The following is a 13,689-nucleotide window of genomic DNA, read 5'->3' on the forward strand; positions in this document are numbered from 1 at the left end:
AATAATATGTAGATAAGAAAAATTAATGCTGATATAATATTTCTAGATTAAATACAAAGGAGTTATTAAATGAAGTATTATTTAGCACCAATGGAAGGAATTACAGGGCATGTATATAGAAATGCTCATAAGAAATTTTTTAATAACATAGATAAATACTTTACACCTTTTATTGTTCCAACTAGTAGTAAAAGTTTTAAAACTAAAGAACTAAGAGATGTTTTACCTGAAAATAATATTGATATGAATATAGTACCTCAAATACTCACTAATGATGCAGAAGGATTTATTTATACTGCAACAAAGTTACAACAATTAGGATATAATGAAATAAATTTGAATTTAGGATGTCCTTCTGGTACAGTTGTATCAAAGGGCAGAGGTTCAGGATTTTTAGCTAAAAAAGAAGAACTAGACATTTTTTTAGATAATATATTTAAAAAAGATGATATAGAAATATCTATAAAAACTAGAATAGGAAAAGACAATCCAGATGAATTTTATGATTTAATAAAAATTTATAATAAATATCCAATAAAGGAACTAATAATTCATCCTAGAACTCAAAAAGATTTTTATGGAAACAAACCTAATTTAGAAGTTTTCAAAGCTGCAATAGAACTAAGTGTTCATCCAATATGCTATAATGGAGACATTTTTACAGTTAATGATTTTAATATGATAATGGAAGCTTTTCCAAACTTAGACAAGTTAATGCTAGGAAGAGGAATATTAGCTAATCCAGGATTAATTAATGAAATAAATAATGCTATAGTACTAGATAAGAAGTTACTAAAGGAATTTCATGATGAAATTTTATTTAATCATGTACAAGTCTTTAAGGATGAAAATATTGCTTTATATAGAATGAAGGAATTATGGGGATACATGATATATATTTTCTCAAATAATAAGAAGCATTCTAAAAAAATTAAAAAATCACAAAAATTAACTGATTATAATGAAGCTATACAAAATTTATTTAATGAAGAGGAAATCATTAAAGGAGCAGGTTTATTTAGTAATTAAGAGTAATATAATAATTTAAAATGACTATAATTAGCGTAACGCTTTTTATAGTCGTTTTTTATTTATATCTTAGAATAAAAAATTAATGGCTTAAATATAATAGCATATAAATAGCAGAGTTATTTTTATAAGGGTGAAGGAGATAGTATGAGACATTTAAACAGTATTAGTAAAGATAAATTTTTAAAAGAGCCTATGAATTTTAATAAATATACTAATAAAGATTTATTAAAATATGCAGTAGGCTCTAATTTGTATATGAATGCACTGATGGATATATTAAAGAAAATAGATAAACTAAAAAATATAGGGACAATTACAATTTGCTTTGAAGATTCATTAAGAGAAATAGACATTGAGGCAGGAGAAGATAATGTAATAGCATCATTAAATAAACTTTATAAGAGGATATTAATTGGAAAATCAAATATGGACAAACTTCCTTTAATTTTTATTAGGGTAAGAAACATAACTCAGTTTATTAATTTTTCATATAAATTATCTAAAGAAAATTTAGAGTTAATTACAGGTTTTATATTTCCTAAATTTAATAGTAATAATGGCTTAAATTATTTAGAACATTTAGTAGATATAGAAAAAGAGTTTAGCGAAAAAGTATATGGGATGCCAATACTTGAAAGTGAAGAAGTTTTATATAAAGAAAATAGGATTAAAGAAATATTAAAGTTAAAAACTTTAATAGATGAATATAAAGGCTCAATATTAAATATTAGGGTGGGAGGAACTGACTTCTCTTCTAAGTTTGGATTAAGAAGAAGTAGGGGCAGGAGCATATATGATATAGGGGTTATAAGTAATTGTCTTTCTGATATAGTAAATATATTTGGAAGGTGTAACGAAGAATATATAATTTCAGCCCCAGTATGGGAATACTTTTCAAATGATATTAATTCAAAGGAAGTTAAAGGCTTAATTAAAGAAATTGAAATGGATAAAGAAAATGGATTTTGTGGGAAAACAATAATTCATCCATCACAAGGAATATACGTAAACTCAATGTATTCAGTCAGTTACGAAGATTATATAGATGCCACTAATATCATAAGATTAAAAAAAGAAGGTGGAGTGTTTAAAGGGTACAAGAACAATAAGATGAATGAAGTTTCTCCACATTATAATTGGGCGAATAGAATCTGTAATATGGCAAAAGTATATGGTGTATTAAATGAAAATATTTCTTATTATGATTTATTTAGAGAGGTAGATTATAGAAGTGAAGATTAATATAAAGGAAAATATTTATGGAATAGATATAAATAGGTTAGTTTTTACAGGGTATAGAGAAAATAATAGTAAGCGTAATTTTTTATTTATAAGTAAGGTCTTAGGTAAACATTTAGAAGTAAGGCCAGATGTTTGTAAAGCTATTGGGGTAATATTAGCTTCTACTATCTTTGCTGGAAGTGAAGAAATTAAATCTCTAGTTAGTTATATAAATAATCCAGAAATCAATATTAATATAGAGAATGGTATTAATATAAATTATAGAAGTGATGAAAAAATAGCAGTCTTAGGATTTGCAGAAACAGCAACAGGACTTGGTATGGCAGTGGCTTCAACTATAGAGGGTTCTTATTATATAACAACAACAAGAGAGAACATTAAAAATATAAAATCCTTATTCAATTTTGAAGAGGAGCATTCTCATGCAACTACTCATAATTGCTTTCCAATAGAACCTTATAAATTAAAGAATGTAAATAGAATAATTTTAGTTGATGATGAAATAACAACTGGGAAATCTATGATAAATATAATAAGGGAACTAATAAGAACAACAGGAGTTAAAAATTACACTATTTTAAGTATTTTAGATTGGAGAAACTTTGAAAATAGAGAATTATATGAGGTGTTTAAAAAAGAAAAAGGTATAAATATAGAAGTAAAATCATTAATATCTGGAGAAATTGAAAATGAGAATAATAAAATTTATTATGATACAAATTGTAAAATAACAAATGAAATTATTGATATCACTAATCTTAATATATTACAAAGATTTGGAGAATACTTTAAATTTACAGGACGGTTTGGGATTACCTTTGAAGAGATTAAAGCATTGGAAGAAGATTGCCTTAAAATAGCAAATGAAATTCAGAAGTTAATAGAGGGAAATGAAAAAATATTAGTATTAGGTCATGGTGAAAATATTTATATTCCGTCAAGAATTGCAGCTTATATAAAAGGTGATGTTTATTTTAAAAGCACTACAAGAAGCTCCATTTATTGTAGTAATGAAGAAAAATATTTACTTAATGAAAAAAGTAGTTTTTATCATAATGGAGTAAAGTATTATTTTTATAATAAATCTTATATAGAAAACAACTATGATAAAGTAGTATTAATTGTAGAAGATGACTTAAAGATAAAACTAACTAATAATTTAATTATAGTAAAACCATAGAAAATAAAGTATGTAGTAAATTTTAAATTTTAAATTTACTACATTTTTTATTATTAATATAGAAAAATAATTTTTAAAAGAGTATAATACAATCTAAGGAAACTATATTTATAAAAATAGTTTCCTTAATTTTAAGATGTGGAAACTTAAAATAAAAAATAAGTTTCTTTGGAAGGAGATTGCTATGGGAGAAATTAACAATAAAAAGGTAAATACTATATTTATATCAACATTAGGATTTGCACTAGGTATTAGGCAGATGGCAATGACTATGGTAATGCCATTCTTAAGCACATATAGTAAAACTTTAGAACACAATACTCCTATTTTAGCTGGAATTGCACTAGGGATATTTGGTTTAATGCAGGCTATTTTTCAAATACCATATGGCATTTGGAGTGATAAAAAGGGAAATAAGATAGTAATGGTAGTAGGACTTATGCAAGTTATATTGGGACTTGTTATTGCATACTTTGCAAATAATATATATTTATTAATATTTGCAAGAGCAATGCAAGGAAGTGGGGCAATTATAGCGGTTGGATATTCATGGATATCAAGTACTGTAACGGATTCTAAAGAAAGAATGAATTCTATGAGTATAATAGGTACTATAGTTGGTGCAGCTGCAGCATCATCATTTGCTTTTGGGCCTTTAATCCATAGATTTGTATCAGTTAAAAATATGTTTTTATATTCTGCAATTATAATTTTAATAGCCTGGTTAATTATAATAATATTTTTAAAAGATTCTAAAAATGTTACTAATGAGAATGTTGTATCAAGTAAAGAAGCAATTAAGATATTATCTAAGGATAAAGCTTTTTTTGCTTTAAATATAGCAGCGTTAATTAATAATTTTATAATGACAGGAGTGTTTTTTGCTATTCCTCAATATTTAGAAAATATAACTGGCATAGATGATATGTGGAAGATATTTATGCCAACAGTTATAATTGCTATAATTATAATGAGAATAGCTGTAAAAAAATTAAATAATGTAAGTAGTATAAAGTTTTTAATATTAGCCTTTATAGTATCTTCAGTTGGTATGTTGTTTTACTTAAATAAAAATTCCTTTGCTTCATTATTTATAGGAACTTTATTATTTATGTCAGGTTATATTTCAATTGGAACTATAATACCTAGCCTTGGAAACTTTATATTAAGGGATGAATATAGGGGGACAGGTAATGGAATAATAAACAGCCTACAATATATAGGATCTTTTTTAGGATCGTTAGTTATATCAGCTATTTGGAGTAAAAGTGAAAAATTATCTTTTATAATTATTTTAATAGTTGGTTTACTAGGTGGCTTTTTAATCAAGAAGTATGTAGATAAGGAGAGATTTAATGAAAGATAAAATATTACAGAGTGTTTCTGAAAATATTGAAATATATGGAATAAAGAAATTGAATTTAGATTTGATTTGTAAAGACTTAAAAATAAGTAAAAAAACTATATATAAATATTTTAAAAATAAAGATGAAATTATAAAAGAATATATAAGAATAATTTTAGAGACAGATAGAGAAAGTACAATGAATATAATAAATGAAGATATTTCTTTAAAAGAAAAATGCAATAAAATTATATATACATATCATAAATACAAATTACCCTTTATTATTATGGATGAAATACAACTATATTATAAAGAAGAATGGAACTTAATAAATGAGCTGAAAAAATTCAAAATATCAGAGATTTGTAGTCTTCTTGAAGAAGCAAAGAAAAAAGGAGAAATAAGGGAAGATATAGATATATCAATTGTATCTTTGATTATTGATGAAGTAAGTGAAAAACTTTTAGATAATAAAACACTTAAGGCTAATAATTTAAAGCTTAATGAAGTAATGAATCAAGTAATTGAAATAATATTATTAGGAATAATTAAATAAAATTTAGTATTAAAAAATAAAAAAACTTATTGCAAATACAATAAAAGAGTAGTAAAATACAGTTAATGATAATCAATATCAATTATAAAGAGGTGGTTTTAATTGATATTGATTAAATTATAATATAATTGTTAGATATCTAACAATTTAAAATTAATAATAAAGATTACAAAATTTTGAAAGGGATGGTTATATATTAACACAATATCCGATGTCACAGTTAATTAAAGATAGAAGATCAATAAGGAAATTTAAATCAGATAAAGTTTCAAATGAAATATTAGATGAATTACTTGAAATAGCTAGTTATGCTCCTAACCATAAATTAACACAACCGTGGAGATTCATAATTTATAAGGATGAGGGAAGCAAAGTATTAGCTAATATAATGGCAGAAACAGTGGCGAAGGGGCCTAAAAAGAAGTCTCCGGAAGAAGTAAAAGCTAGATTCGAATCTATTCCAGTTCATATACTAGTGGTAATAAATGAGGATTCTAATTATTTTGTAAGAGAAGAGGATTATGCTGCTACTTGTGCATTAATACAAAATTTTCAATTAGCGGCATGGGAAAGAGGTCTTGGAGTCTTATGGAAGGCAGATGCCTTTCTTACTTCAACAGAATTTAGAAATGGAGTTGAAGTAAAACCGGGAGAAAAAATAGCGGCTCTTTTACAAGTTGGTTATCCAGATATTATTCCCAAGGCAGTACAAAGAGTAAATATATCAGAAAGAATAAAATTAATAGATAAAAATATTGAATAATAACAAGGCTATAAAAAGTCAGGATTGAAACAAAGCAATTCTGGCTATTTTTGTGGTTATAATTAAGTGATATAATTAAATGTAAATTTTTACCGTTTACATTAGTGAGAATTTAACAATAAAGTATATCGGGGGATTGATATTGTGAATTTTATAAAAGTTGCTGTTATAGGGGCTAGATCTAGAGGAAGATATGTATATGGAAATTATGCATTAAATAATCAATTTAGAGAAACTATGCTTTTTGGAACAGAAGGATCTATTTATGCAAATAGATATAGAAATTTTCAAAAGAGAAATAAAAGAACAAAATTTTAATATTTTCAAAAAATAATAAATAGTATTATTTTTTGATTTTGGCTAAATTTTAGCATTAAAGGTATTTTCTTTTTTACTTATTATTGGCATAATTAATAAGGATTTTATAAATAATATAATGAGTAATTATGTTAATTTATAAAATGGGTATACTAAAGATTAATAAAACAAAAGAAGGAGAAATACATATGAAGAAGAGATTACCTAAAGAAGCTTATGGTGGCGTGCATGGAAAAGATTATGTTCCATATTTGAATGATAAGTCAAAGAAGGGAACTAATATTTCAGTAATAATTATAGGAGCAATTTTATCAGCTATATTTGCAGCATCTACTGCATATTCAGGTATGAAATCTGGATTAACTGTGGCAGCTGGAATTCCAGGAGCTATAATTGGCTCTATGCTTATAGGTGTATTCGCACGTAGTAAGGGTATCCTTGGCAAAAATATAACCCAAGGAATGTCAAGTGGTGGAGAATCTATAGCAAGTGGTATGATATACGTTTTACCAGCAATTATTTTAATAGGAAATAAAGTTACTTTTTTAGAAGGAGTAATAGTAGGCGTAGGTGGACTTTTATTTGGAATAGGGTGTCTGTCTTTAGTTTATAACTATTTAATAGTTGAGGAACATGGGAATCTTATGTATCCAGAGTCTATGGCTATATCTGAAACATTAGTTGCTTCAGAAGGTGGCGGAGATGCTATCAAATTTATGGGAATAGGATTTGCAATAAGTGGTGTTATAAATCTTTTAACTGGATCATTTCTAAATTTGATTAACAACAGTATTACTTATTTAGGAAGTAAATTTTACAAGTGGAAGTTTTCCACAGAAGTAAATCCTCTTTTATTAGGAATAGGATTTATAGTTGGATTAGAAGTATCTTTAACTATGTTTGCAGGATCAGTTCTTGCTAACTTTGGAATTGCCCCTTTAATAGGATATTTTACTGATTTTGCAGATAAAAATATTCAATCTTGGAATGATGCATCAATATTACTTCATCAAATGGATGTAAATGCAATATCAGGAAGTTATGTGAAATATATAGGAGCTGGGATGATGCTTTGTGGAGGCTTAATAGGAGCTTTAAAGCTTATACCAACAATTATAGTATCTATAAAAGAAACAATGAAAGCAAAGTCTAGCAATGATTCTAACATAGAAAAAAGTTCTGGAGAAATAATAGTACTTTTAGCAGGAGTAATAATTGCATTTGTAGCAGCATTTATAATTTCACAAAGTATTAAGATGGCAATAGTAGCAACTATAGTATCTCTTATATTATCACTATTATTTGTAATAGTATCGGGTAGATTAACAGGAACAATAGGTACATCTAATCTTCCAGTATCCGGAATGACTATAGCTTCATTAGTTATACTAACCCTCGTATTTGTTATTATGGGATGGACTACTAACGCAGATAATAAATCATTATTATTGTTTGCAGCATTTATGGTTGTAGCTATATCAGTAGCAGGTGGATATAGCCAATCTCAAAAGGTTACATACATAATAGGTGGCAGTAGAAAAGAAATGTTAAATACATTTATAATATCTAGTATAGTGGGAGTTGTAGTAGTTACAGGAACGATAATGGTATTATCTAGTCAGCTAGCAGTTACTGGTGCAGATGCTCAGTTTGCTTTACCACAAGCAAATTTAATGGCTACATTAACTTCGGGTATAATGTCTGGTGATTTACCATGGCCTATGATATTAGTTGGGGTAGTTATAGCTTTATTCTTATTTTTATTAAATCTACCAATAATGACAATAGCTATAGGGTTCTACCTACCAATATCAACTACTTCAATAATATTAGTTGGAGCATTAATACGTGTATTTGTTGAAAAAATGAGTAAAAACGAAAATGAGAAGGAAACTAGAGTTTCTAATGGAATTAGTTTATCCTCAGGGCTTGTAGCAGGTGGTTCCATTATTGGATTACTGGGAATAATATTGCAGGTTTCAGGTATAATAACTCCAAAAACACCAGTGGGATTTGCTTCAACTAATATAATGGCGATTTTATTATTAGTAATACTAGTAATTGCAACTACAATTCCAATTATGATATCAAAATCAAATAATAAGTAATGAAATAAATATTATTATAGATAACTGTACACATAGTGTACAGTTTCTTTTTTTATAAATTTATAAAAAAATTTATATTTTATAGTAGGAATATATAAAAATAATATAAATATATATTTTTATTGATATAGATATATATTTTATGTATAATTGAAGTATACTAATTCAGGGGAGCGTTTTTAATGGAGGTTTAATATGAAATATATAATTACAAAGGAAATGATAAAGAATTCATTAGTTAGTAAGGGGGATATATCAAGACTTATAAGGGTTATAGATAAAGCTAAAAATGGACAAGATATAACTATAGCTTTTGTGGGAGGATCAATAACACAAGGTTGTAATGCTACAACTAAGGAAAATTGCTATGTAAGTAGAACTTATTCTTGGTTTAAAGAGACCTTTAAAAATATAAATATAAATTGTATTAATTCTGGTGTTGGAGCAACAGGATCAATAATTGGAGTACATAGAGTAAAAAAAGTGCTATCACATAATCCAGATATAGTATTTATTGATTTTGCTGTAAACGATAAGAGTAGCATTTATGACAAAATAGCTTATGAAAGCTTAGTAAGAAGAATATTATCTAATGAAAATCACCCAGCAATAATAGAAGTATTTATGAGTAATTTTGATGGAAGTAATGTGCAAGAACAACAAATAGAAATAGGGAAAAAATATAATATTCCAATGATAAGCTTTAGAGATACCATACAGAAAGAAATTAAAAATGGAAGATTTAAGTGGCAAGATGTAGCTACAGATGAAGTTCATCCAAATGACTATGGGCATTTTATAATATCAGAACTGTTAATCGATTTTATAAAAAATATATATAATGACTTAGATAAAGAATTTAATAATGAAGTAAATTATAAATTAATAGAATTAGGAGACCCAGTTTTTGGAGAAGACTATATTTGTGGAGAAATAAAAAATAATAAAAATTTGAAGGTTGATAAAAGTAAAGGAATTCTTGAAGATTTTAAAGGGTTCCAAGTTTTTTGTGACGGATGGAATAGTAGTAGGGTTAAAGGTGATAAGGCAGTAATAAGAGTAGATTTAAAAGGAAAAAATATATTCTTATTATATAAAAAATCTATTAAAAAAACAGCTGGTAAAATGCAGGTTACTGTAGATGGAAATGAACCAATTATTATAGATACTTATTTTGATAATGGATGGGGAGATTATTCAGCAACAGAGCTCTTAGCACAAGGAGATTCTTTTGATAATCATAGTATAGAAATAAATTTAATTGATGATGAATATAAAAATGAAATATATATAATGGGATTTTTAGTCTCTTAAGAGGTGATTAAATGTATTTAGAAAATATTGATAGAGGAAAGTGTGAATTTATAGAGGGAGATAACTATAAATATCAATATATGGGAAGAGTGGATTTTGAGAATCCTAAAGCACCTACTATTATTTATGCCGGTAGTAATATAAAGGTTAAGTTTAGTGGTACAAGCTTAAAAATAGTAATTAAAAATTATCATAATCATTATGAAAATGCTATTGGATATATAATTGATGAGAAAATAAAAGGAAAAGTAGTAATTGAAGAACATCATAAAGTTATTGTAATAGATATTGCAGAAGGATTAGAAAATAAGATACATGATTTAATTTTATATAAAAGATCTGATTCTGCACATTACTTTGATTTTTATGGTTTAGTACTTGATAAAGATTGCTATATTGAGTCATATGGAGAAAGAAAAGATAGAAAAATTGAATGCTTTGGAGATTCAGTATCGGCAGGAGAAGTTTCTGAAGCAATAAATTGTGTGGGGAAAATTGATCCAGAAGGTCATGAAGGGATTTATTCTAATTCGTGGTATTCCTACTCAATGATAACAGCAAGAAAGTTAGATGCAGAAATAAATAATAATGCACAAGGTGGAATTGCGGTAATGGACGGAAGTGGTTATTTTGTGCCATCAAAAGGTTATTTAGGATTAGAGTCTACTTATGATAAGTTAAGATATAATCCAGAATTAGGAGAGTGTAATAATTGGGATTTTTCAAAATATACTCCTCATGTAGTGATTATGGCTTTAGGGCAAAATGATGCACACCCTAATAATTATATAGATGAAGATAAAGAGAAGAGAGAAGTATGGAAATCTAAATATGCTGAAATAATAAGAGATTTAAGAAGTAAATATGAAAATGCTTTGTTTATAGTTATAACAACTATTTTGTGTCATAGCAAGGGGTGGGATGATGCTCTAGATGAAATGGTTGAATCTTTAAATGATAAAAAAATAGTTAGATTTAAATTTAAAAGAAATGGAGCTGGTACTCCTGGGCATATTAGAATATCAGAGGCTGAGGAGATGGCAGATGAACTAATAGATTTTATTAAATCTTTTGGTGAGGATATTTGGAAAATATAAATTAATATAAATTAAATTTTTGGGAGGTTAATTATGCAAAAGGTAAAAATAATAGGTGAAAATTTAAAGGAAATGCCGTGGCAAGATAAACCAGAAGGTTTTGAAGGTGTTGTATGGAGGCATGAAGGAAATCCAATTATAAATTGGAATCCTACAAAGAAAACTGCAAGAATATTTAACAGTGCAGTATTACCATATAAAGAAGGATTTATTGGAATATTAAGAGCTGATCATAAAAATGGAAAACCACAATTACATGTTGGTAGAAGTAAAGATGGATTAGTTTGGGATATTGAAGATGAGGAAATACATTGGAAAGACGAAGAGGGAAATGAGTATCAACCTAATTATTCATATGATCCAAGATTAGTAAAAATTGAAGATACTTATTATATAATATGGTGTGCTGAATTTGGTGGAGCATCTCTAGGACTTGGTACAACAAAAGATTTTAAAGAATTTGTTAGACTTGAGAATCCATTTATTCCATTTAACAGAAATGGAGTTTTATTTCCAAGAAAAATTAATGGAAAGTATATGCTTTTAAGCAGACCAAGTGATAGTGGACATACTCCTTTTGGAGATATATTTATAAGTGAAAGTCCAGATTTAGTTCACTGGGGAAGACATAGAAGAGTTATGAGTAAAGGTGGATCTGGCTGGTGGCAAGCTACTAAAATTGGTGGTGGAGCAACTCCAATAGAAACAACTGAAGGATGGTTATTATTCTATCATGGTGTATCTGGAACTTGTAATGGATTTGTATATAGTATGGGAGCAGCTTTACTAGATAAGGAAAATCCATCAAAAGTTTTATATAGAACAAGAGATTATTTATTAACACCAGAAAAGGATTATGAAACAACAGGATTTGTTCCTAATGTAGCTTTTCCATGTGCAACATTACATGATGCTGAAACAGGAAGAATTGCAATTTACTATGGGGCAGCAGATACCTACGTAGCAGTAGCATATGCTCAAGTAGAAGAATTAGTACAATATATAAAAGAAAATTCTGAGTTAGTAGATGGAGATAATATAGAATTTAAATAAAAAATAAAAGTCGTATCATAAAATCAAAATAAGAAAATATAATATTTTAACCTTGAGAGCTGTTTTTAACAGCTCTTTAATTTTTTATTATTTATAATATTTAGAGTTATAACATTAATTTTCATAAAATGGTTAAAATAAATATTAAAAAAATGAAAATGGTTTCAAAAAGTGTTGACAAACATGTACGTATAAGTTAATATAGAGTCATAAAGAAGATGTACGTACAAGTTTTAAGGGAGGAAATTATATGGGAAAGTATATTGATGATTCAAAAGAATTATTAAAGTACGTAGGTGGTAAAGAAAATATTAGTGCGGTAACACATTGTGTAACTCGTATGAGATTTGTATTAAAGGATACTACTAAGGCTGACAAAGAAAAAATAGAAGGTTTAAAGTCTGTTAAAGGAACTTTTATTCAAGCAGGACAGTTTCAAGTAATAATAGGAAATACTGTAGGAGATTTTTATAATGACTTTGTAAAAGTTTCTGGAGTAGAGGGAGTTAGCAAAGAAAATGCAAAGGATGCAGCTAAGTCAAATATGACATTTATGCAAAGGCTTATGGCAAATTTAGCTGAAATATTTTCACCTCTTATACCAGCAATTATAGTTGGAGGATTAATATTAGGATTTAGAAACATCATTGGTGATGTTAAGATGTTTGAAGATGGAACTAAAACCTTAATTGAAGTATCACAATTTTGGGCTGGTACTTATAATTTCTTGTGGTTAATAGGAGAGGCTATATTCCACTTCCTACCTGTGGGAATTACATGGGCTATATCTAAGAAGATGGGTACTACTCAAATTTTAGGAATTGTACTAGGAATTACATTAGTATCACCACAACTATTAAATGCCTATGCTGTTTCAAGTGGAGCAGAAATTCCATTTTGGGACTTTGGTTTTGCAAAGGTAAATATGATTGGATATCAAGCACAAGTTATACCAGCAATACTTGCAGGGTTTGTACTTGTATATCTTGAAAAATTCTTTAGAAAAATATCGCCAGCATCAATTTCTATGATAATTGTTCCATTTTTTGCTTTAATACCAGCAGTTATTGTAGCACATACAATACTTGGACCAATTGGTTGGAAAATAGGAGACGTTATTTCACAAGTAGTGTACTCAGGATTAACTTCATCATTTAGATGGTTATTTGCAGGAATTTTTGGCTTTGTTTATGCGCCGTTAGTTATTACTGGATTACACCATATGACCAATGCAATAGATTTACAATTAATGGCTCAAGTAGGAGGAACATCTTTATGGCCGATGATAGCTTTATCTAATATAGCTCAAGGTTCTGCAGTACTTGCGATGATTTACTTACAAAGAAAAAAAGAAGAAGAAAAACAAGTTTCAATACCAGCATGTATTTCAGCTTACTTGGGTGTAACAGAACCTGCATTATTTGGAGTTAACTTAAAATATGGATTCCCATTTATATGTGGAATGATAGGCTCGGGAATAGCAGCAATAATATCAGTAGGTAGTGGTGTTATGGCTAATGCAATTGGAATAGGAGGACTTCCAGGAATTCTTTCAATTAAGCCACAACATATGCTTATGTTTTTAGTAGCTATGTTAGTAGCCATAGTAGTACCATTTGTATTAACTTTAGTTGTTGGTAAGAAAAAATTAGAAATATAAAATAAATCTTGGATAATG

The 13,689-nt window shown here is 27.5% G+C and carries 12 protein-coding genes; all 12 read left to right on the forward strand.

All coding sequences use genetic code 11. The features are described 5' to 3' along the window. Positions 1–69: 69 nt before the first annotated feature. Positions 70–1,029, forward strand: a complete 960-nt coding sequence (locus BN6774_RS06720; protein ID WP_066891609.1) for a tRNA dihydrouridine synthase — start codon at positions 70–72, stop codon at positions 1,027–1,029. A gap of 147 nt (positions 1,030–1,176) precedes the next feature. After that, positions 1,177–2,274, forward strand: a complete 1,098-nt coding sequence (locus BN6774_RS06725; protein ID WP_066891612.1) for an HpcH/HpaI aldolase/citrate lyase family protein — start codon at positions 1,177–1,179, stop codon at positions 2,272–2,274. Further along, positions 2,264–3,454, forward strand: coding sequence for a phosphoribosyltransferase domain-containing protein (locus tag BN6774_RS06730; protein ID WP_066891615.1), 1,191 nt, complete (start codon positions 2,264–2,266; stop codon positions 3,452–3,454). Before BN6774_RS06725 ends, BN6774_RS06730 begins: the two co-directional genes overlap by 11 nt. Positions 3,455–3,638: 184 nt before the next feature. Then, positions 3,639–4,820 carry an MFS transporter gene (locus tag BN6774_RS06735; RefSeq protein WP_066891617.1) on the forward strand — a complete coding sequence of 394 codons (1,182 nt, stop codon included), beginning with the start codon at positions 3,639–3,641 and terminating at the stop codon, positions 4,818–4,820. Further along, on the forward strand, positions 4,810–5,358 hold the full coding sequence (locus BN6774_RS06740) for a TetR/AcrR family transcriptional regulator (protein WP_066891620.1): 549 nt from the start codon (positions 4,810–4,812) through the stop codon (positions 5,356–5,358). Before BN6774_RS06735 ends, BN6774_RS06740 begins: the two co-directional genes overlap by 11 nt. 211 nt (positions 5,359–5,569) lie before the next feature. Further along, a complete protein-coding gene (locus BN6774_RS06745) occupies positions 5,570–6,121 on the forward strand; it encodes a nitroreductase family protein (RefSeq protein ID WP_066891623.1) in 552 nt (183 codons plus the stop codon). Positions 6,122–6,265: 144 nt separating this feature from the next. After that, positions 6,266–6,439, forward strand: coding sequence for a hypothetical protein (locus BN6774_RS18495; protein ID WP_159426821.1), 174 nt, complete (start codon positions 6,266–6,268; stop codon positions 6,437–6,439). Positions 6,440–6,627: 188 nt separating this feature from the next. Beyond that, a complete protein-coding gene (locus BN6774_RS06750; RefSeq protein ID WP_066896489.1) occupies positions 6,628–8,547 on the forward strand; it encodes an OPT family oligopeptide transporter in 1,920 nt (639 codons plus the stop codon). 195 nt (positions 8,548–8,742) lie between these two features. Next, positions 8,743–9,861, forward strand: a complete 1,119-nt coding sequence (locus BN6774_RS06755; protein ID WP_066891626.1) for an SGNH/GDSL hydrolase family protein — start codon at positions 8,743–8,745, stop codon at positions 9,859–9,861. Between the two features lie 11 nt (positions 9,862–9,872). Beyond that, entirely contained in the window at positions 9,873–10,958 is a 1,086-nt protein-coding gene (locus tag BN6774_RS06760; protein WP_066891629.1) for an SGNH/GDSL hydrolase family protein, read from the forward strand. A 33-nt stretch (positions 10,959–10,991) separates the two neighbouring features. Beyond that, entirely contained in the window at positions 10,992–12,011 is a 1,020-nt protein-coding gene (locus BN6774_RS06765; protein ID WP_066891631.1) for a glycoside hydrolase family 130 protein, read from the forward strand. Positions 12,012–12,261: 250 nt separating this feature from the next. Beyond that, entirely contained in the window at positions 12,262–13,671 is a 1,410-nt protein-coding gene (gene treP, locus BN6774_RS06770; protein ID WP_066891634.1) for a PTS system trehalose-specific EIIBC component, read from the forward strand. Positions 13,672–13,689: the final 18 nt, after the last annotated feature.

The sequence above is a fragment of the Clostridium nigeriense genome (assembly GCF_900086595.1).
GTDB classification, from domain to species: domain Bacteria; phylum Bacillota; class Clostridia; order Clostridiales; family Clostridiaceae; genus Clostridium; species Clostridium nigeriense.